This window comes from Polymorphospora sp. NPDC051019, from assembly GCF_040683055.1.
In the GTDB taxonomy this organism is placed as follows: domain Bacteria; phylum Actinomycetota; class Actinomycetes; order Mycobacteriales; family Micromonosporaceae; genus Polymorphospora; species Polymorphospora lycopeni.
Map to the genome: position 1 here is coordinate 262,239 of NZ_JBFBCH010000006.1, position 20,062 is coordinate 282,300.

18 protein-coding genes and 1 pseudogene are annotated in these 20,062 nt (G+C 75.0%); 11 read left to right on the forward strand and 8 right to left on the reverse strand.

Annotation, left to right across the window (positions count from 1 at the left end; all coding sequences use genetic code 11):
• Positions 1–74: 74 nt before the first annotated feature.
• Both AB0M79_RS14305 and AB0M79_RS14310 read right to left on the reverse strand, forming a co-directional pair.
• Positions 75–767: a response regulator transcription factor gene (locus tag AB0M79_RS14305; RefSeq protein ID WP_364212583.1), complete on the reverse strand. Its 693-nt coding sequence runs from the start codon at positions 765–767 to the stop codon at positions 75–77.
• Positions 764–1,942 carry a histidine kinase gene (locus AB0M79_RS14310; RefSeq protein WP_364212586.1) on the reverse strand — a complete coding sequence of 393 codons (1,179 nt, stop codon included), beginning with the start codon at positions 1,940–1,942 and terminating at the stop codon, positions 764–766. Before AB0M79_RS14310 ends, AB0M79_RS14305 begins: the two co-directional genes overlap by 4 nt.
• Positions 1,943–2,072: 130 nt before the next feature.
• Here AB0M79_RS14310 and AB0M79_RS14315 point away from each other — a divergent pair, with 130 nt between their 5' ends.
• Entirely contained in the window at positions 2,073–2,762 is a 690-nt protein-coding gene (locus AB0M79_RS14315; protein WP_364212589.1) for a methyltransferase domain-containing protein, read from the forward strand.
• A gap of 100 nt (positions 2,763–2,862) precedes the next feature.
• On the opposite strand, the gene AB0M79_RS14320 is transcribed toward AB0M79_RS14315, so the two are convergent.
• Positions 2,863–3,045 carry a hypothetical protein gene (locus AB0M79_RS14320; RefSeq protein WP_364212591.1) on the reverse strand — a complete coding sequence of 61 codons (183 nt, stop codon included), beginning with the start codon at positions 3,043–3,045 and terminating at the stop codon, positions 2,863–2,865.
• Positions 3,046–3,211: 166 nt separating this feature from the next.
• On the opposite strand from AB0M79_RS14320, the gene AB0M79_RS14325 reads away from it, so the two are divergent.
• From AB0M79_RS14325 to AB0M79_RS14335, 3 genes are all read left to right on the forward strand, one after another.
• A complete protein-coding gene (locus tag AB0M79_RS14325; protein WP_364212594.1) occupies positions 3,212–4,273 on the forward strand; it encodes a hypothetical protein in 1,062 nt (353 codons plus the stop codon).
• A 163-nt stretch (positions 4,274–4,436) separates the two neighbouring features.
• Positions 4,437–6,317, forward strand: a complete 1,881-nt coding sequence (locus tag AB0M79_RS14330; protein WP_364212597.1) for a non-ribosomal peptide synthetase — start codon at positions 4,437–4,439, stop codon at positions 6,315–6,317.
• Positions 6,310–6,585, forward strand: coding sequence for an acyl carrier protein (locus tag AB0M79_RS14335; protein ID WP_364212600.1), 276 nt, complete (start codon positions 6,310–6,312; stop codon positions 6,583–6,585). Before AB0M79_RS14330 ends, AB0M79_RS14335 begins: the two co-directional genes overlap by 8 nt.
• Positions 6,586–6,590: 5 nt before the next feature.
• Here the strand turns inward: AB0M79_RS14335 and AB0M79_RS14340 are convergent, their stop codons facing one another.
• Positions 6,591–8,297: a condensation domain-containing protein gene (locus AB0M79_RS14340; protein WP_364212603.1), complete on the reverse strand. Its 1,707-nt coding sequence runs from the start codon at positions 8,295–8,297 to the stop codon at positions 6,591–6,593.
• A 152-nt stretch (positions 8,298–8,449) separates the two neighbouring features.
• On the opposite strand from AB0M79_RS14340, the gene AB0M79_RS14345 reads away from it, so the two are divergent.
• The 6 genes and pseudogenes from AB0M79_RS14345 (at position 8,450) to AB0M79_RS14370 (ending at position 16,178) form a co-directional block, all read left to right on the forward strand.
• A complete protein-coding gene (locus tag AB0M79_RS14345) occupies positions 8,450–9,577 on the forward strand; it encodes an aromatic ring-hydroxylating dioxygenase subunit alpha (protein ID WP_364212847.1) in 1,128 nt (375 codons plus the stop codon).
• Positions 9,574–10,995: an FAD-dependent oxidoreductase gene (locus AB0M79_RS14350; protein WP_364212606.1), complete on the forward strand. Its 1,422-nt coding sequence runs from the start codon at positions 9,574–9,576 to the stop codon at positions 10,993–10,995. The genes AB0M79_RS14345 and AB0M79_RS14350 overlap by 4 nt, the downstream gene beginning before the upstream one ends.
• A complete protein-coding gene (locus AB0M79_RS14355) occupies positions 10,992–11,879 on the forward strand; it encodes an LLM class flavin-dependent oxidoreductase (RefSeq protein WP_364212609.1) in 888 nt (295 codons plus the stop codon). Before AB0M79_RS14350 ends, AB0M79_RS14355 begins: the two co-directional genes overlap by 4 nt.
• Positions 11,880–11,943: 64 nt before the next feature.
• The gene (locus AB0M79_RS14360) at positions 11,944–13,857 is read left to right on the forward strand and encodes an ABC transporter ATP-binding protein (RefSeq protein ID WP_364212612.1); all 1,914 of its coding nucleotides are present in this window, start codon (positions 11,944–11,946) and stop codon (positions 13,855–13,857) included.
• Positions 13,854–15,710: an ABC transporter ATP-binding protein gene (locus tag AB0M79_RS14365; protein WP_364212615.1), complete on the forward strand. Its 1,857-nt coding sequence runs from the start codon at positions 13,854–13,856 to the stop codon at positions 15,708–15,710. Before AB0M79_RS14360 ends, AB0M79_RS14365 begins: the two co-directional genes overlap by 4 nt.
• Before the next feature lie 70 nt (positions 15,711–15,780).
• Positions 15,781–16,178 (forward strand): annotated as a pseudogene (locus AB0M79_RS14370) (hypothetical protein).
• A 129-nt stretch (positions 16,179–16,307) separates the two neighbouring features.
• Here AB0M79_RS14370 and AB0M79_RS14375 read toward each other — a convergent pair.
• Entirely contained in the window at positions 16,308–17,303 is a 996-nt protein-coding gene (locus tag AB0M79_RS14375) for an NAD(P)-dependent alcohol dehydrogenase (protein WP_364212618.1), read from the reverse strand.
• Positions 17,304–17,557: 254 nt separating this feature from the next.
• On the opposite strand from AB0M79_RS14375, the gene AB0M79_RS14380 reads away from it, so the two are divergent.
• Positions 17,558–18,436: a helix-turn-helix transcriptional regulator gene (locus AB0M79_RS14380; protein ID WP_364212621.1), complete on the forward strand. Its 879-nt coding sequence runs from the start codon at positions 17,558–17,560 to the stop codon at positions 18,434–18,436.
• 24 nt (positions 18,437–18,460) lie between these two features.
• Here the strand turns inward: AB0M79_RS14380 and AB0M79_RS14385 are convergent, their stop codons facing one another.
• From AB0M79_RS14385 to AB0M79_RS14395, 3 genes are read right to left on the reverse strand one after another with little or no spacing between them, the layout of a single operon-like run.
• Positions 18,461–19,219: a hypothetical protein gene (locus tag AB0M79_RS14385; protein WP_364212624.1), complete on the reverse strand. Its 759-nt coding sequence runs from the start codon at positions 19,217–19,219 to the stop codon at positions 18,461–18,463.
• Positions 19,220–19,224: 5 nt separating this feature from the next.
• The gene (locus AB0M79_RS14390) at positions 19,225–19,686 is read right to left on the reverse strand and encodes a SigE family RNA polymerase sigma factor (RefSeq protein ID WP_364212850.1); all 462 of its coding nucleotides are present in this window, start codon (positions 19,684–19,686) and stop codon (positions 19,225–19,227) included.
• Entirely contained in the window at positions 19,587–19,982 is a 396-nt protein-coding gene (locus AB0M79_RS14395; protein WP_364212862.1) for a hypothetical protein, read from the reverse strand. Before AB0M79_RS14395 ends, AB0M79_RS14390 begins: the two co-directional genes overlap by 100 nt.
• Between the last annotated feature and the right edge of the window lie 80 nt (positions 19,983–20,062).

Genomic DNA, 20,062 nt, shown 5'->3' on the forward strand with positions numbered 1-20,062 from the left:
ACGGACGACCGGCGACGGCACGTCCACGCCGGACCACGCGCCAGACGGACAACGGGTGAACGGGAGCCGGACCCCTACGGTGCGCCCGCTTCCGGCACCGGGTTGAACTCGTCGTCGACCAGGCCGAGCCGGTGCGCCAGCACCGCCGCCTGCACCCGGTTACGCAACTCCAGCTTCTCCATCACGGCGGACACGTGCGTCTTGACGGTGGTGACCCCCAGGTGCAGCCGCACACCGATCTCGGCGTTCGACAGCCCGGCGCCGACCAGGGCCAGCACCTCCCGCTCCCGGGCGCTGAGCGACCGCAGCGCCGCCCACGACCGGTCGGGCCCCCGTTCCCGGTCATGGGCGGCGAGCGCCCGGCGCAGGACGCGGGCCAGCACCGGCGGCGCCAGCAACGTCTCACCCCGCGCCGCCCGGCGCACCGCGTCCACCAGTTCCTCCGGGGCGCCGTCCTTCACCAGGTAGCCGATCGCGCCCGCGCCGATCGCCCCGTAGATGTTGACGTCGTCGGCGAAGGTGGTCAGCACCAGCACCCGGGCGGACGGCTGCCGGTCCAGGATGCGTCGGGTCGCCTCGATGCCGTCCGTCCGGGGCATCCGGAGGTCCATGAGGATCACGTCGGGCCGCAGCCGCTCGGCGAGGCGTACGGCCTCGTGGCCGTCGCCGGCCTCGCCCACCACCTCGAAGCCGCCGGCCGTCTGCAACAACAGGCCGACCCCGGCCCGGACGAGTCTCTGGTCGTCGACCACCAGCACCCTGATCACGCGTTCTCCCTGATCGGCAGCCGGGCCGACACCCGCCAGCCACCGCTGTCCGCGGCCGCGGCGGTGAGCGTGCCGCCGAGCAGGCCGACCCGCTCCCGCATCCCGGCCAGCCCGTACCCGGACGCGGGCAGCACGGGACGCTCCCGCACCGCCCCGCTGTCCACCACCTCCAGCAGCAGCGTGCCGTCGGCCACCCGGATGTCGACCGTGGCGGTGGCTCCGGGCCCGGCGTGCTTGAGGGTGTTGGTCAGCGCCTCCTGCACCACGCGGGCGGCCGTCGTCCCCACCGACAGCGGCACCCGGGACAGCGTCTCGGGAACGCTCACCCGGACCGTGACACCGGCCTCGCCCACCCGGCGGGCGGCGTCCCCGATCATCTGCTCCAGCTCCACCTGCGGGCCGTCCCGCTCGACCGTCTCCGGGTCCCGCAGCACCTCCAGCAGTTCCCGCAGCTCGTCCAGCACCTGGCCGGCCGTTTCGCGCAGCTCACCGAGGGCGGCCACCGCCGGCTCGGTCCGGCCGGTGTGCTGCACGGCGTACCGCGCCGCGCCGGCCCGCAGGGCGATCGCCGCGATGTGGTGGGCCACGATGTCGTGCAGGTCCCGGGCGATGGCCGCCCGTTCGGCGAGACGGGCGGCCCGGGTCTCCGCGGCGCGGCGTTCCCTCATCTCCCGGGCCCGCTCCTCGGCCGCCGCCGCGGCGAGGCGTACCCCGCGCAGGTAGCGGCCGAACGCCACCGGCGCCGCGGCGACGCCGGCCAGCATGATCAGGCTGAGCACCCCGGTGACGCTGAACCGCACCGCCGCGTCGCCCTGGAGCAGGACGTTGGCCAGCGCCACGCCGAGGAACAGCGCGTACGCCGCCGCGGTCGACGCACGGCCGGACCGGTACGCGACGTAACCCAGCGCGACCGCGGCGGCGAGCAACGAGGTGCCGCCGCCGGCCGGGGTCGCCGCCACGGCGACGAGCAGCAGTGCCGACTCCACGACCAGCACCGGCCAGGGCCGCCGCCGTACGGCGATCAGGGCGAGCCCGGTGAGGACCGCGACGACGATCCCCGCCCAGTCCCCACGTGCCGCCCCGGGCTGGACGATCCAGGTGCCGGCCAGCCCCAGCCCGGCGGTGACCAGCCCGAGCAGGACGTCCGGCCACCAGCGGCGTCGCGCCTCCGTCACCGGCCCACCATACGGCGGCCGGCGCCGGCCACCGGCCCTCCCACCGGCCACCTCGCCTCCTCCGGGTGGCCGGGACACCGACCACCGGCACGACGGTGGCGCCCCGGCCGCGCGCCTAGCGTCGACCGCTGTGATCAGCGACGCCCCGACCTTCCTCGCCCAGTTCGTCCGGCACCCGTTCACCACCGGCGCGGTGCTGCCCAGCGGGCCCGGGCTCGCCGCGGACATCACGGCGGCGGTGCCCCGTACGGGACATCCGGTCGTGGTCGAACTCGGCCCGGGGACCGGGGTGTTCACCCGGGCGATCCAGCGGCGGCTGGCCGGCCGGGGACGCCACGTGGCGGTCGAGGTCAATCCGGCCTTCGCGGCCGGACTGGCCCGCCGGCACCCGGCGGTCGAGGTGGTACGCGCCGACGCCGCCGCGCTCGGCCGGGTGCTGCTGGACCGCCGGCTGCCGTCCGTCGACGTGGTGGTCAGCGGACTCCCCTGGGCCGCCTTTCCCGCCGGACGCCAGCGGGCGATCCTCGACGCCGTGGTGGGAGCGCTCGACGCCGGCGGTGTCTTCACCACCTTCGCGTACCGGCACGCGCTGCCGGCCCGGCCCGCGCGCCGCTTCCGCCGGCTGCTCGACGGGGCGTTCGAGGAGGTGACCGTGGGCCGGACCGTCTGGGGCAACCTGCCGCCGGCCCTGGTCTACCACTGCCGCCGGCCGGCCGGCGCCGGGAGTCCTCCACCCGCCCCGGCGGGAACGCCGGCGGGCACAGGCTCCGGGTGTGCACCGGCTGCGACACGTTGCGGGGCGGGCGTCGCCGGGACGTGAGCGGTACGTCGTCTTCCGTAGCCGGGACCAGGAACGACCCGCGCGCACGCCGTTGACACGTACCCCGTCGAGCGGCCGGGCGGGCCGGCCGGTGGGCGGGTCAGGCGTGGCGGCGGGAGCGGGCGACCAGGTATCCGATCGCCACCCCGACCGCCAGGACGGCCAACATCCGCGAGGGGAAGTTGGTACGGAGCCGGTCGAGCCCCGCACGCGGGTCGGCCACCGTCCCGGCGGCGTCCGCCACGGCGTCGACCACCGTGTCCCCGAGCTTGCTCACGTTCACCACGCCCACCGTCCCTCCGCGTCCTCGGTTGCCGCGAGCCCCGTACCCGCCGGCACGCCGGTGAAACGGCCGGGACAGCGGGTCCGGTACGGTCGCGCCGTCGTCACCACGGCCGTCATCGTCGCCCGGGTCCGGGTGCCCGGCCACGGTGCAGCGAGGAGATCCGATGCGGCAACCGCCCGGGCCGCCCGCCGACGGCGACCGCGTCACCGCACCGGGGTTCGGGCACGGTGACTGCCACGACACCGCACTCGGCACCCTGCTGGGCCTGGCCGGCGTCGCCCATCCCGAGGACCTGATCCTCGGCGAGCTGGCGTTCGGTGTCACCGTCGACCGGGGCGTCGCCGACGGGCTGTCCCTGTCGTACCGCAGCGGGCCCGCCCTGCCCCCGGCCACCGGCCCGGCCGGCACCGGAATCACGCCGACCCGGTGGCGGGCCACGGACCTGCCGGACCTGTGCCGGCACCTGCGCGACCGGACCCGCGACGGGCGGCCGGTCGCGGTGACCGTCGACCAGTACGACTACGAACCCGCCCCGTTCCACCGCGTCGCCCACGTGCCACACGACCTGGTGGTCACCTCCGCCACCGGCAGCGGGCTCGACGTGCTGGACAGTTTCCCCGCGTCCCGGTTCGCCGGCACCGTCGAGCCGTCCCGGTTCGCCCGGTGGGCCGACTCGCCACATCTCGGCGCGGCCCGGTACGCGACCGTGGAACTGGCGGTGCGGCCCGGCGCGGCCGAGGAAGCGGCCGGCTGGCTGGCCCGCAACTGGCGGGACCGGATCCGGCGCAACGTCGCCGCGATGCTCGACCCGTCCGACCGGCACGGGGTCGCCGCGATCGGCCTGGTCGCCGACCGGCTGGCGGACTGGCTGGCCGGTCCGGACTTCCAGCCCGACGCCGGCCGCCGCCGGGAGCTGGCGGTGAGCAGCTTCACCGACCTCGGCGCGATGCGTCGCGGGCACGCGCTCTGGCTGTCCCGGGTCGCCGGGCTCGGCCGTCCGGCGCTGGGCGAGTGCGCCGACCGGGTCCGCGCGGTGTCGCGGCAGTGGGACGTCGCCGCCTCGCTGTGGCTCGCCGGTGCCCGGTCGGGTCAGGTGGTCGATCCGGCCGCCGCCGACCTGGTCGCCAGGGGCCTGCACCAGGTGCCGAAGCTGTTGCGGCTGATCGCCGCCGCCGAGCGGCGGATGGTCGAGCAGATCGACGCCGCTGTCCACACCGGAGGATGACCGGACGCCATTGACCGGCCGGCCGGCGACCGGCTACTTTCTCGCTGGTCGAAACGCTTCGACTCCCCATCCGGGCGGGCAGCGCGCGAAGAGGCGCGCCCGCGCGTCCCGGCCCGCACGGCCACACCCCGCCCCGTCGCCCCGGCGGCCGGGAAGGAGTCCGATGCCCACGAACCAGGCGCCGGTCCACGAGGAGGCGCCGTCGGTCGGCCCGGCCGCGGCGGTCGTCATCGACCTGCTGGAAGAGGTGGTGGCCCGGACCCCGGACGCCGTCGCGCTGGTCGAGAACGGGACGGTCATCGACTACCGCACCCTGTGGCGCGACGTCACGGCGACGGCGTCGGCGCTGCTCGACGACGGCGTCGCGGCCGGCGAACCGGTCGGAGTGGCCGTACAACGCTCGGCCACCGGGATCGGCGCACTGCTCGCGGTGCTGCGGGCCGGTGGCGCGTACGTGCCGCTGGATCCCGCCGACCCGCCGGACCGGCTGCGCGACATCGTGCGGACCTGCGGCCTGCGGCGGATCGTGCCCGCCGCGCCACTCCCCCCGGCCGTCACCGCCGGCCTGCCGCTGCGGATCGTCGAACCCGCGCCGGCCCCCGGACCGGGCACCGCCGCGGCACCCCTCCGGCCGGCGACCGGCGGGCTGGCGTACATCATCCACACCTCCGGGTCCACCGGCCCCGCCAAAGGCGTCCTGGTCGGGCACCGGGCCCTGGCGACGGCCGCCACCGCCCTGCTCGAGTCCTGGCGGATCGGGCCCGGCGACCGGTTCCTCAGCTTCGCGGCACCGACCTGGGACACCAGCGGCGAGGAGACCTACCCGACGCTGCTCGGCGGGGCGGCCCTCGTCATCGACCGGCGGGCCACCGACGGCACCGTGACCGGGCTGCTCACGGCGGTCGAGCGGAACGGCGTCACCGTCGTCGACCTGCCCACCTCGTTCTGGTACGAGGTGGTGGACTTCCTCCGGACGACCGGTCGACCGCTGCCGCCGTCGCTGCGTCTGGTCGTCATCGGCGGCGAGGAGGTGGCCGCCGGACCGGTCCGCGCCTGGTGCGAACTGGTGCCCGACCGGGTCCGGCTGGTCAACACGTACGGCCAGACCGAAACCGTCCTGGTCACCCACCAGGCCGAACTCGGCGGCGCCACCGGCCGCCGGCTGCCCGACGACGTGCCGGTGCCGATCGGCCGGCCCCTGCCGCACGTACGTCAGGTACTCGTCCCGACGGCACCCGGCTCCCCGGTCGCCGAACTGTACGTCGGCGGGCCGGGGCTCAGCCTCGGATACCGGGCCCGGCCGGGGGCCACCGCGCGGCGGTTCGGCCCCGTACCGGGCGCCGGCGGTGACCGACTGTTCCGCACCGGTGACCTGGTGACGGCCGGCGCCGACGGCCAGCTCGCCTACGTCGGCCGGGTCGACCGGCAGCTCAAGATACGCGGCCACCGGGTGGAGCCGGAGGCGGTGGAACGGACCCTGCTCGGCCATCCGGGACTGGTCGCCGTCGCGGCGTACGGGATCGACGCGGCCACCGGCGGCCGGCGACTCGCGGCCGCCGTCGTGCCCCGGTCGGGGACGGCCGTGACCGGGCCGGAGCTGGCCGCCTGGCTGCACGACCGGCTGCCCGCCCATCTGGTGCCGACCCGCTGGTCGGTGCGTACCGCGCTGCCGATGCTGCCGAACGGCAAGGTCGACCACGCGGCGCTCGCTCCCGACGACGCTGGTGACGGCGGCGGGCCGGAGGTGGTCGGCGACCCCGTCGTCGCCGACGTCACGGCGATCTTCAGCCGGGTCCTCGACCGCTCCCACGGCCCGGACGACGACTTCTTCGACGCCGGTGGCGACTCGATCCTCGCCGCCCGGCTCATCTCCCGCCTCTACCGCCGCTTCGACGTCGAACTCACCTTCGTCGACCTGTTCGAGTGGCGTACGCCGCGCGGCCTGGCCGACCTGCTGCGGCCCGCCGGCTCGGCGGCCGCCGGCCCTACCGGTTCCGGCCCCACCGGTCCCGCCGACGGTCGGACGGAGCCCCGTCATGGGTGAGCCGGCACCGGACCGCCACCTGGCGGAGCTCCTCGCCATCTGCGCCGACGTGTTCGGCCGCGACGTCGCCGCCGGGGAGAACTTCTTCGACCTCGGCGGCGACTCGGCGCAGGCCACGGACCTGTTCCTGCGGCTGGAGGCCCGGCTCGGCGTCGAACTCGACGTCACCGTGTTCTTCGAGGCCGCCGACTTCCGCGACCTGGCGTCCCGGCTGGCCGGATCCACCACGCCGGCGGTGGACGGGTCCGGGCCCGGTACGCCGGCATGACCGGGTCAGCCGACCCGACGCAGCCGCCCCGCGAGCCGGGTCAGTGGTTGCGGCGTGGCGAAGTCGTCCGGTACCAGGCCGGACCAGCCGTCGGCGGCGAGCCGGTCGAGGACCGCCGGCACCAGCAGCAGCCGGCCACCGGCCGCCAGGTAGCAGTGCCGCGGATCGGCGTCGTCGAGCCCGTTGAACCGGGCCACCGCGCCGCGCAGCGCCGCCAGCGCCGGCCGGCCCGGGTCGCCGTCGACCCGGGCGTCCGCCGGCTCCTCCCCGGGGCGCAGGTCGGCCCGCACCGGATCGCCGATGTCCGCGCCGAGCCGGGCCGCGACCTGGTCCAGGGTCAGGTCCGGGCCGTCGAGATGGGTCCGCAGGATCCGTTCCGGGCCGGCCAGCAGGGCCCGCATCTGCGCCGGGTCGAAGACCATGCCGTTGAAGCTGGCCAGGACCCACATCGCACCCGACTCGACGGTGGTCATCAGGTAGGAGTCGAAACCCTCCCGGTCGATCCTCGTCTCGTTGCGGCCCATCCCCAGCTCCAGCTCGCCGGCCGTGGCCAGCAGGCCGGTCAGCTCCCGGTCGTCGCGCCGCTGGAGCTCGGTCAGCTCGGGGCCGTGGTCGAAGTTGACCGTCGTCCCGGACGCGAACGCGACACCGCGCCGCCGCTCCTCCGTGGCCAGGATCTCGCGCAGCGTCAACTGCCCCAGCCGGTACCGGCTCTGCACCCGCAGCATCCGCAGGCGCAGCCGCTCGATCAGCGTGCCCACCGTCGGCCGGTCGGAGACATCGACCGTGGTCGGCAGGATGCAGTGGTAGCAGCCGACCACCTCGCGCTCCCGGCCGGTCCGCCCGCCGAAGTGGTCGCGTACGACGGTCGACGGGGCACCGGACATGATCGCCAGCAGGGCGTGCACCAGCGCCGAGTAGACCACCGCCGGACTGGTGCGGTGCCGGCGGGCGGCGAGGACCAGGGCCGCCGGCAGGGCGGCGGAGCGGTAGCTGGCGCCGTACCGCTGCAACACGTCGGGGCGCAGCGGCACGAACAGGCGGGCCGGGATCCGGCGTACCTCGTCGCGCCAGAACCGTTCCGCGGCCTCGCGGCCGGGCACCAGCTCGCCGGACCGCTCGTCCAGTGCCGAGTCGGCGGGCTGGTGGCCGCCGGGGCGTACGGCGCCGGCCGGCGGCGGGTCGGCGTCCGCACCGGCGGTGCCGGTGTCCGGCCGGTCCCGGCCGGCCGGGTCGGCGGGCACCGCCCGGCACGCCGCCGCCAGCCCGGTGAGCACGAGCCGTTCGCTGTGCCCGTCGAAGACGGCGTGGCTGACCACCACCAGCAGTTCCACGGCGCGACCGCCGGAGCGGACCACGCCGAACCGGACCAGTTCGGTGTCGGCGGCGGTGAACGGCGGCTCGGCCAGCGCCCTGCGGAACGCGTCCCGGGCGGCGTCGGAGTCGTCGTCGCAGAACCGGACCGCCGGCTCGGCGGCGGCGTGCACGACCTGGACCGGCGAGCCGGCGTCGTCGAGCCGGAACGTGGTGCGCAGCGCCTCGTGCGCGGCGACCAGGTCGCGCAGCACCGCCACCGCGTGCCGGTGCGGGATCGGCGGATCGGGCCGGTAGGAGACGGTGATGGCGTTGCAGCTTCCGGTGAGCAGCTTCCACCACTCGAACTGCTGGGCACCGCCGAGCGGTGCCCGCCGAACCTCCACGCCTCCGGCCACCGGACGATGATGCCACGGCCGGCGACGGGGAGCCGACGGTGACGGCCGGCGCGGCTGCCGCCGACGGTCCTGACAGGACGGTGCCGGCGGGATCCACATCGGGCGGATCCGCGGGGCCGCCGCTGCTGCCACCGGAGGAGCTGGCGGCGACGCTGCGCCCGTCCGGCCGGGCGCGCGGGCTGCCCGCCGCCGCCTACACCAGCGACCGGGTGTTCGCCTTCGAGCGCGACCGGTTCTGGCGCGGCGGCTGGACCTGCCTCGGCCGGGCCGACCGGCTCGCCGAGCCCGGCGACCAGGCCGGCCTCGACGTCGCCGGCGCCGGCGTGCTCGTCGTACGCGACGCCGCCGGGCGGCTGCGCACCTTCCGCAACACCTGCCGGCACCGGGGTCACGAACTCGTCGCCCGCGACTGCGTGGTCCGCCGTCCGACCGTCTGGTGCGCCTACCACGCCTGGGTCTACCGGCTCGACGGCACTCTGCGCAACGCACCCCGGTACGACCCGCCGCCGGACGCCGACCTCGACCTGCTGCCGGTCCGGTCGGCACAGTGGCGGGGCTGGCTGTTCGCCGACCTGTCCGGCGACGCGCCACCGCTGCCCGACGTGGTCGGCGATCTCGACAGCGTGCTCGCCCCGTACCGGCCGGAGGAGCTTCGGGTCGTCGCCAGCCGGAGCTACGACGTCGCCGCGAACTGGAAACTGGTCGTGGAGAACTACCTGGAGTGCTACCACTGCCCGAGCACCCACCCGCAGCTCAGCCGGGTGCAGCGCACCGAGGGCGGGGAGAGCTTCACCCCGACCGGTGGCTGGCTCGGCGGGCACCTCGACCTGCGTAACTCGGCCAACGCCATGTCGCTGGACGGGACCGGCCCCGGCTGGACCTTCCCGCGACTCGACGAGGACGCCGCCCGCCAGGTCCGCTACCACCTGCTGCCGCCCGACCTGTTCGTCACGGCGACCCCGGACCACCTGGTCACCCACCGGCTGGTCCCGGTGGCGACGGACCGGACCCGGGTCGAATGCGAATGGCTCCTCCCGGCCGAACTGGTCGCCGCCGGCACCGACCCCGGCTACGCCGTCGACTTCTGGCACACCACGAACCGGCAGGACTGGGCCGCCTGCGAATCGGTGCAGCGCGGAATCTCCGGCGGCGGCTACCGGCCCGGGCCGCTGGCCCCGCACGAGGACCTGCTGCACACCTTCCTCGTCCGGGTCGCCACCGCGTACCGGACCGGCGGGCCGCTGCCACCGGCCGGACCCACCGTGGAGCCGGCGCCGTGACCGGCGGCCTTCCGGCCGACACCGGCCCGGTGGAGCCCACGGTGGACGTGGTTGACGTAGTGGACGTGGTGGTCGTCGGTGCCGGCCTCGCCGGCCTGGCCGCCGCCACCGAACTCGAAGCCGCCGGACGGCGGGTCCAGGTCGTCGAGGCACTACCGCGGGCCGGCGGGAGGACCGCCAGCCACCACCGGCACGGGCAGGCGCTCGACGCCGGCGGCGCCTACGTCGGCACCCGCCACACCCGGGTACGGGAGCTGGCCCGCCGGTTCGGGCTGCCCCTGATCCCGACCGCCGCCCCCGGGGCGAACCTCTACGACCTGCGCGGTGAACCGGTCCGGTCCGACGCCGGCCGCCCGGCGTTCAACGCACTCGCCGTCGGCGACGCGCTCGACCGGCTCGACGACCTCGCCGCCGACGTACCGCCCACCGATCCCCGGACCGCCGCGGACGCCGCCGAACTCGACCGGCTGACCGTCGCCGGATGGGCCGCCCGCGAACTCGCCCACCCCGACGCCCGGCTCCTGGTCGACCTGCTGGTCCGGCAGATGCTCGCCGCCGACCCGGCCGACGTCAGCCTGCTGCACCTGCTGTTCTACCTGTCCTCCGGCGGCGGGCTGCACTACCTGACCGCGTTCTCCGGCGGCGCCCAACAGGACCGGATCGCCGGCGGCGCCCACCTGCTCGCCGACCGGATGGCGGCGGCGCTGGCCCGACCGGTCCGGCTCGGCACCCCGGTCACCGACCTGCGCCCCGGCGACGGTTCCCACCCGGTCCGGGTCGTCGGCCCCGGCCTCGCCGTCCGCTGCGCGTGGGTGGTCGTCGCGGTGCCACCCGGCCCGGCGGCCCGGATCCGGTCGCTTCCGCCCGGTGTCCGGCAGCCACCGGCCCCGGCCCGGACCATGGGCGCCACGGTCAAGCTGCACCTGGTCTACGACCGTCCGTTCTGGACCGACGCCGGCCTGTCCGGCTGGGTGACCGCCGGCACCGGCCCGCTGCGGTACGTCGTGGACGACTCGGCCGGCCGCGCCGGGCTCGGAGTGCTCGTCGGCTTCGTCACCGGCCCGGACGCCCACCGGTACGCCGCCCAGGCCCCGGCCGTCCGCCGGGCGGCGGTGCTCGACCGGCTCGCCGGCTGGTTCGGTCCCGCGGCCCGGCGGCCACTGGCCCTGCTCGAACGGGACTGGCAGGCCGAGCCGACGGTCGAGGGCTGCTACGCGGCCGTACCCGAGCCGGGCTGGTGGACGACGGCCGGCCGGCCACCGTGGTCGGCGACCGCGCCGGACGGGCCGGTGCTCTGGGCCGGCACCGAGCGCAGCCCCGAGTTCTACGGCCACCTGGAGGGTGCGGTCCGGTCCGGGCAGCGGGCGGCCCGGCAGATCGTCGCCGCCGACGCGGCCACCGGCCGGGTGGTCCGGTGACCCGGGACGTCCCGCCGCCGGTGGCCGACGGGCTGCGGTTCGGTCTGCTGCTGCCGAACGCCGGCTACTACGCCGCCCCGGGCCGGCTGCTCCAGCTCGCCCGGGCCGCCGACGATTCCGGGTGGGACGGCGTGTTCCTCTGGGACCACCTGCTGCTCGACCGGGCCACCCGGCTGCCGCTGGCCGACTCCTGGACGGCCGTCACCGCGATCCTGGCCGGCACCCGGCGGATCCGCGGCGGCCCCCTGGTCGTCCCACTCGCCCAGCGGCAGCCGTGGAAGGTCGCCCGGGAGACGGTCACCCTCGACCACCTCTCCGGTGGCCGGCTCGTCCTCGGTGTCGGCCTCGGCGCCAGCGCCGACACGGACTTCGCCGCCTTCGGCCTCGACCCGGCCCCGGCCGTACGGGCCCGGCGGGTCGACGAGTCGCTGGCGCTGCTGGACCGGTTGTGGAGCGGGCAGGAGGTCAGCCACCACGGCGACCGGTTCCGGCTGGACCGGGTCACGTTCCTGCCCCGCCCCGTGCAGCGGCCCCGGATCCCGGTCTGGGTCGCCGCCACCTGGCCGGCCCACGGCCCGGGTCCGCTGGCGCGGGCGGCCCGCCGGGACGGCGTCGTCCCGATGGTCCGCGAGCCCGGCGGCGGGCTGCGTGGACCGGACCGCGCCGAACTCGCCGCCATCCTGGCCGCGGTGCCCGACCACCCGCCCGGATGGACGGTGGCGGTGCCCGGCCGGCTGCCGCCCGACGACCGGCCCCGCGCCCGGGCCCTGGCCGCCGGCTACCGGGACGCCGGCGCCACCTGGTGGCTGGAGTCCTTCGACCCGTGGCGCCGCGATCCCCGGCAGGCCTGGTCGTGGGCCGGCCAGGAACCGCCCCGGCCATGACCCCGACACCCCGCCGTCGCGGGCAGCCCCCGGCCCCGGCCGGCGAAGGAGGAGGAGGCACCCGGTGACGATCCTGACCGACGCCCGGCTCCTGGCCGGCGCCCTGCGCGCCGCCCGGGCGCCGCTGACCGCCGTACTGGTGCTGCTCCTCGTCCTCGGCGCCCTGTTGCCGCCGGCGAGCGCGGTCGCGATGGCCCACCTCGTCGGCCGCATCCAGGCCGCCGTACCCACCGGCGCGGCGCTGTCGGTGCTGGCGCTGCCGCTGCTCGCGTTCGTCCTGGTGCTGCTGCTCGGCCACGTCGTGGACACCGCGGTGGCGCCGCTGGCGTTCCTGGCCACGGCCCGCGTCGACGGCGCCCACCGGGCCCGGGTCGCCGGCCTCGCCGCCGCCGGCGAAACCATTGCCCCGCTCGAGGATCCGCAGGTCCAGGCGCTGATCCGGGCGGCCCGCGCCGATCCGGAGAACTGGACCGAACACACCCCGGGCGCGGGCGCGGTCGCCGGCCTGCGGCTGGCCGGCAACCTCGTCGGCGTCGCCGGTGGCTGCCTGGTCCTGGCCCGCTACGCCGGCTGGCTGGTGCCGCTGCTGTTGCTTCCCGCCGTGGTGAACGGGTTCTTCCGGCAGCGGGACGCGGCCCGGGCGGTCGCGGTCTGGCGGGAGGGGGCCGTCGCCGGGGCCCGCCAGCAGCGGTGGCAGGACGCGGCGACGTCGCCGGCCGAGGGCAAGGACATCCGGATCTACGGCCTCGGCGACTGGCTGACCCGGCGGATCCGGCGGCACGCCCTGGCCGGCGACGCTCCGGTCTGGGCATCGCTGGCCCGGGCGATCCCGCGCGAGGCCGGCCAACTGCTGCTGGTCGGCGTACCCCTGGTGACCGGCTACGCGGTGGTCGCCGCCGGCGCGGCCGGTGCACCGGCGGGACCGGACCGGGTCGTCGCCGCCACCGCGGTACTGGCCGCCGGCGTGGCGATCTTCCAGGCGCTGGGCTGGAGCGAGGACCTGCGGGTGGCGGTCTCGGCGGCCGGATGCCTGCGCGCCACCGTGGACCTCGCCGAGCGGCTGCCCGCCCCGGCCCCGCTCCCGGCGGCGGGCGCGGATCCCGCCACCCCGGTACGCCCCGACGGGCCGGCACTCGTCCGCTTCGAAGGGGTCTCGTTCGGCTACCCGAACGCCCGGCGGCCGGTGCTCGACCATCTGGACCTGGAGATCCGGCCCGGTGAACTGCTCGCCGTGGTCGGCCTGAACGGTGCCGGCAAGTCGACCCTGATCAAGCTCCTGGCCGGGCTGTACGAGCCCGACGAGGGCCGGATCACCGCCGACGGTGTCGACATCGCCACCATCGGCGCGGCCGCCTGGCGGCGCCGGCTGGCCATCGTCTTCCAGGACTTCGTCCGCTACCACCTGCCGGCCCGCGACAACGTCGTACTCGGTCGCGGCGACCAGCCGCCCGATCCGGCCGTGCTCGACGCCGCCGCCGGCGACGCCGGCCTCGCCCCGGTGCTGGCCCGGCTCCCCGCCGGCTGGGACACCCCGCTGGCCCGCACAGCGACCGGCGGGGTCGACCTCTCCGGCGGCCAGTGGCAGCAGGTCGTGCTCGCCCGCGCCCGCTACGCCGTACGGATGGGTGCCGACCTGCTGGTCCTCGACGAGCCGACCGCGCACCTCGACGTCCGCACCGAGTTCGAGGTCTTCAACCGGCTGGCCACGAACCGGGGCGGAGCGAGCGTGGTGCTGATCTCGCACCGCCTGTCCACGGTCCGCCAGGCCGACCGGATCGTGCTCCTCGACGGCGGCCGGATCACCGAGAGCGGCAGCCACGACGAACTGGTCGCCCGGCGGGGCCGGTACGCCGAACTGTTCGCGATCCAGGCCCGCCGGTTCGCCACCGAACCGGCGACCGAACCGGCGACCGGGCCGGCGACGACGACGGCCGGATCCGGCGCACCGACCGCCACCACGAGCGGCGGCCACGGATGACCGGCCGGCCGGGGACGGACCGCACCGGGTCCATCCGCCGCTACCTGCTCCTGTGGGCCGAACTGCTGGTGGACTCCTGGCGCCGCGCCCCGGTGTTGACCGCCATGCAGTTCGTCATCCCCGCCGGGATGGCGGCCGCGGTCACCGGCGGCGCACTCGCCCTGCGGGCGGCCGTCGATGCCCTGATCGCCGCGGATCCCCCCGCCGCCGTCGTCGCCGCCATCGCGGCGGGGCTGGCCGGCGCGGCGGGCATCGTGCTCGGCGCACTGGACTCGCACACCGCCGGGATCCTCATCGGCAAGGTCGCCGTCCTCGACCTCAACCCGCGCATCCACCGCGCCATCACCACCCTCGACGGCCTCGAACACCTGGAACGGACCGACTTCCAGGACCGGCTCACCCTGCTCCGCAACGCCGGCTGGGAGATCGTCCTGAGCCTGTGGTCCGCCAACGGCGTCCTGTTCGCCGTACTCGAACTCACCGTCATGCTGCTCCTGCTCGGCACGGTGAACCCGTGGCTGCTGTGCCTGCTGGCGTTCGCCGCCGTACCGCTGTGGTTCGACCAGCGCGGCAACAACGCCGTCATCCGGGCCGACCTCGCCACCGCCGAACCGATCCGTCGCCAGCGGCACCTGTTCGACCTGGCCACCGACCCCGCCAGCGGCAAGGAGATCCGCGTCGCGGGTACGGGCGACGAGATTGCCCGCCGCCAGGCCGGCGCCTGGGACGAGGCGATGCGCCAACGGTTCCGGGCCCGGCTGGTCGCCGCCGGCTGGCGGACGACCGGCTGGCTGCTGTTCACCGCCGGCTTCGGCGCCGCCCTGGCCCTGGTCGTGCACCAGGCCGCCAACGGCACCGGTTCCGCCGGCGACCTCGTGCTCGCCGTCACCGTCGCCGCCGCGCTGCGGCAGTCGGTGTCGACCGGGGTCCACTACACCACCAACGTCGCCAGCGCCGGCCGCGTGATCGAACCGTACCTGTGGCTGCGTGACTACGTACGCGCCAACCGGGACCGGACCGGGGCGACGACGCCCGCACCGGCCCGGCTGGCCCACGGGATCACCCTCGACCGGGTCGGCTACCGCTATCCGGGCGCGACCGGCCCGGCGCTGGCCGAGGTCAGCGTGCACCTGCCGGCCGGGTCGGTGGTCGCCCTGGTCGGCGAGTACGGCTCCGGCAAGACCACCCTCGTCAAGCTCCTCGGCAAGCTCTACCGGCCGGACAGCGGACGGATCCTCGTCGACGGGATACCGCTCGACGAGTTGGAGACCGCGGCCTGGCGCACCCGGATCAGCGCCACGTTCCAGGACTTCGGCCGGTTCCCGACCCGGTTCGGCGAGAACGTCGGCGTCGGCGACCTGCCGCACCGCACCGACCGGGAACGGATCGCGGCGGCGGTACGGGAGGCCGACGCGACCGGTCTGGTCGACCGGCTGCCGGACGGTCTCGACACCGAACTCGACGCGTCCTTCGGCGGCACCGACCTGTCCGAGGGGCAGTGGCAGAAGATTGCCCTGGCCCGGGCCGCGATGCGCCCGCGACCGCTGCTGTTCCTGCTCGACGAACCGACCGCGTCCCTCGACGCCCCGAGCGAGCAGGAGATCTTCGACCGGCAGATGGAACGCTCCCGCCGCCGCGCCGCCGAGACCGGTGCCGTCACGGTCATCGTCTCGCACCGGTTCTCCACCGTCACCGGTGCGGACCTCATCCTCACCCTGCACCACGGCCGGCTCGTCGAGGCGGGCAGCCACCGGGAGCTGACGGCCATCCCCGACGGCCGGTACGCCACGCTCTACCGGATGCAGGCCGAGGCGTACACCCGGCGGGGCCGGCCGGCGGGCGCGGACGACTGATGCACGGCGGCTTCCGGGCCACCGACCATGGTTATGATCGCGCGAAATCGTCCGAAGGGCAGGAGCGCGGATGCGGGTCGGGATCTCCGGGACGCACGGGACCGGGAAGACGACGCTGGTCGAGGCGCTGTGCGCGCACCTGCCGGGTCACGTCGCGGCGGACGAGTCGCATACCTGGCCGCGACCGGCGCGGACCCCACGGAGGAGGGCGACGCCGCGCTGCTCCGCCCGGCGTTCGCGAGTCTCGATCTGCTCGTCGTCACGGTGATCACGCCCGAGACGGAGCGGGTCATGCCGGCGGCGGAGCTGCCCGGCCTTCGTAGCCGGATGAACGACGCGCTGCTGGAACTGGCCTACGACGACCCGCTGAACGCCTGGGAGGACACCCCGGTGCTGGAGCTGAGCGGACCGCTCGACGGCCGGCTGGGCACGGTCCTCGCCGCCCTGGAGCAGACCCGGCACGACTAGGCCCCGCGGCGAGGTCGCCGTGGGACGTCCTCGCGGGGCCGGCCGCCGTGACGGTGCACCGGACGGCCGACCCCTTTGGGCGGGCGGGGGCCTGCGCGGCCCCGGATGTTCCCTTGTGCCGGTGCCGGGTCAGCGCAGGGTGTCGATGTCGATGACGAACCGGTACCGCACGTCCGAGGCGAGCACCCGCTCGTACGCCTCGTTCACCGCGTCGGCGCTGACGATCTCGACCTCGGGCGCGATGCCGCGCTCGGCGCAGAAGTCGAGCATCTCCTGGGTCTCGGCGATGCTGCCGATGCTGGAGCCGGCGAACGAGCGGCGGTTGGCGAACAGCGTGAACACGGGCACCGGCAGCGGCTGCGGCGGGGCGCCCACGCTGACCAGGGTGCCGTCCAGGCGGAGCAGGCTCAGGTAGGCGGCCATGTCGATCGGCGCGCTGACGGTGTTGATGATCAGGTCGAAGCTGTTCCTCAGCGCCTCGAAGGTCGCCGGGTCGTTGGTGGCGTGGTAGTGCCCGGCGCCGAAGGCGAGGCCGTCGTCCTTCTTGCCCAGCGTCTGCGACAGCACGGTGACCTCGGCGCCCATCGCGGCGGCGATCTTGACGGCCAGGTGACCCAGGCCGCCAAGGCCGACCACGGCGACCTTCTTGCCCGGACCGGCGTTCCAGTGCGCCAGCGGCGAGTAGGTGGTGATGCCCGCGCACAGCAGCGGGGCGGCGGTCTCGTACGGGATGTTCTCCGGCACCCGCAGCACGAAGTCCTCGTCGACGACGACGTGCGTGGAGTACCCGCCCTGGGTGACGGTGCCGTCGCGGTCGACGCCGGCGTACGTCTGGGTGTTGCCCTTCAGGCAGTACTGCTCCTGCCCGGCGCGGCAGTTGTCGCACTCCCGGCAGGAGTTGACCATGCAGCCGACGCCGACCCGGTCGCCGACGGCATGCCGGGTGACCTCGGCGCCGACCTGCGCGACCCGCCCGACGATCTCGTGGCCGACGGTGAGCGGGTACGGCACGGCGCCCCACTCTCCGCGGACGGTGTGGATGTCGGAGTGGCAGATGCCGGCGTAGCGGATCTCGATGAGGACGTCGCGCGGCCCGACGTCGCGCCGCTCGATCGTGGTGCGCACGAGCGGTTCGGTGGCCGAGGTCGCGGCGATGGCGTTGACGAGGCGGGTGTTGACGGTGGAAATGGTGTTCCTCCAGTTACATGGTGATGACCGGTCGGTCTTAGCTGATCACAGGTGCGGTGGTGCGGCGAGTTCAGTGGGGACCCGGATCCTCATCCAAGGAAACCGCGCCGGGCGTTCGGGCGGGAGTCTCTGTTGAGAGGTGTACCGGCAGTACATCCCAGTTCAGCGAGGTGCGTCGTACGGTCGGGGATGTGAACAACCGAGTCGAAGTGCACGAGTTCCTCACCTCGCGCCGCGCCAAGATCACTCCGGAACGGGCCGGGATCCCGGACACCGGGCGGCGCCGCGTACCCGGGCTGCGCCGCGGCGAGGTCGCCGCGCTGGCCGGGGTGAGCGTGGAGTACTACGCCAAGCTCGAGCGCGGCTCGCTGGCCGGGGTCTCGGCCGGTGTGCTCGAGGCGATCGCCCGCGCCCTGCAACTCGACGACGCCGAACGCGCCCACCTGTCGCGCCTGGCGCAGGAGGCCAACGGCAGCAACGCGCTGCTGCGGACGAGTCGACGCCCGAAGCGGCGGACCGTGCGGCCCAGCCTGCAGTGGTCGCTGGACGCCATCACCACTCCGGCGATCGTGGTGAACAACCGGTCGGATCTGCTCGCCGCGAACCTGCTCGGCCGGGCCATGCACAGCGACTTCTACACCGACCCCACCGCGGCGCCGAACTTCGCCCGGTTCACGTTCCTCGACAGCGCCGCCCGGCGCTTCTACCCCGACTGGGACCTGTTCGCCGACATGACGGTGGCCAACCTGCGCACCGCGGCCGGGATAGACCCCCATGACAAGGGCCTGCACGACCTGGTCGGCGAGTTGTCCACCCGCAGCGACGACTTCCGCCGCCGCTGGGGCGCGCACAACGTGCGCATCCACGGCACCGGCGTCAAGCACTTCCACCACCACATCGTGGGCGACCTCGCGCTGGCCTACGAGAGCATGGAACTGCGTGCCGAACCGGACCTCACCATGACCATCTACGCCGCCGAACCCGACTCGTCGACCGCGCACGCGCTCACGCTCCTCGCCTCCTGGGCCGCCAGCGCCAGCGACGCCAGCCTCTCGGCGTCGGATCGTTAGGGTCACCGTGCGTCGACGGTGGCCCTAGCCTTCGATGACGCCTCCCGGCGGGATCGGCAACACGTACGCCTGGCCGGGGGCTGTGGCGATCTCAAGCCGGATCTGCCACGGATGCTTCGTGGCCACCTCGACTATGCCGCCCGTGGGGATCGGCCCCACGTTTTTCGTTTCGCCTTCGGCGGTTCGAATGGTGACCTCGTGGCTTCCCGTCGCCGCGACGACGACGAAGGTGCGACCGCTCGGCTGCCGTCTGATCGCGGCGAATCCGAGGCCAGCCGGCCTCATGCCCGGGCACACGGAGTCATCTGCCGTACAGCCGAGGTCGTAGGAGATGTAGTCGACCGCGCGGTGGAACATCCCAGGGCCGCGGGCCATCCACACCTCGGCGGCGCGTCCGCCGACGTGTGCTTCGTCTGGCCGCGCGTCCCGTCGAAGGACGGCGACCGTCTCGTCGCCCGCAGCGCCGACCACGAGTAGCCGATCGGTCGCGAACTCCGCACCGACACTCTGCCGCAGGCGCCTCACCAGGTCACCCGTCAGATCACCCGTGGGGGTCCCCGCCACCCCGTGACCTGACGGGAACCCGCCCGGTTCGGTGGGCCGCACCGCGTAGCCGACACCGACCGCGACGATGATGGCTGCGGTCGCAGCCGCGGCCGACGGCGCCCAGCGGCGTCGGGCCCGAGCTTCGCCGCGCGTGACGACGCGCTCCACGAATCCTGGCGGCAGTTCGCCCGACCCGGCGGCCCGATCAAGCAGGTGCGACATGTCCCGTTCGCTCATCCGATTCACCCCTCGCCACGCCTGCTGCCGGTTTTCAGGTGATCCACCTGTAGGGCGGCACGGAGTCGCTGCAGCCCTCTGGAGGCCTGGCTCTTGACCGAGCCCGTCGAACAACCCAACTCGGCCGCCGTGTCCTGCTCACTGAATCCCAGCCAGTACCGCAGCACCACCACGGACCGCATGCGTGGCGGAAGTGAACTGAGCGCGGCGAGGATCACTTGTCGATCATCCGCGCGCGCGACCGCATCTTCCGGCTCCGACATCTCCCCCGGATAGGGCACCCGGCGTCGACTCCACGGCGACCGCCACCAGCTGATCACACTGTTGCTCAGGGCACGTCGCAGATAGGCCTCCGGGTTGTCCGTACTCACCCGACCCCACCGCGGATACGCGCGTGCCAGTACATCCTGTAGCAGGTCTTCGGCGTTCGCGGCGTTCCCGCACAGCAGGGTTGCGTACCGGAGCAGACCTGGCCCACTCGTCCGGACGAACACCTCGAAGCTGTCAGGCAACGCTTCATCCTCCACATACAGCCAACGCGTTTGCGGGTCGAATGGTTGAGCGGCAGCCTGGCGCGTTCTCCGCCCACGCTTTCGGCGAGGATCAGGTCGCAGCGGCGTAGCCGGTCGGCGACGGCGGTGTAGAAGGCCGGCTCGCCGATGTGCACCATCGGGAACACGTCGAACCGCAGCGGGGTGTCACGCCGGGTCAGCCGCAGCACGCTGGCGCGGACCCCGAGCATGCCCACCTCGATGATCTGCATGCCACCACTGTGCGGGCCCACCGCACGTCGGTCAGGAACCGTCAGGGTGTTCCACGAGGTCTCCGGCTCGCTGGCCGCCC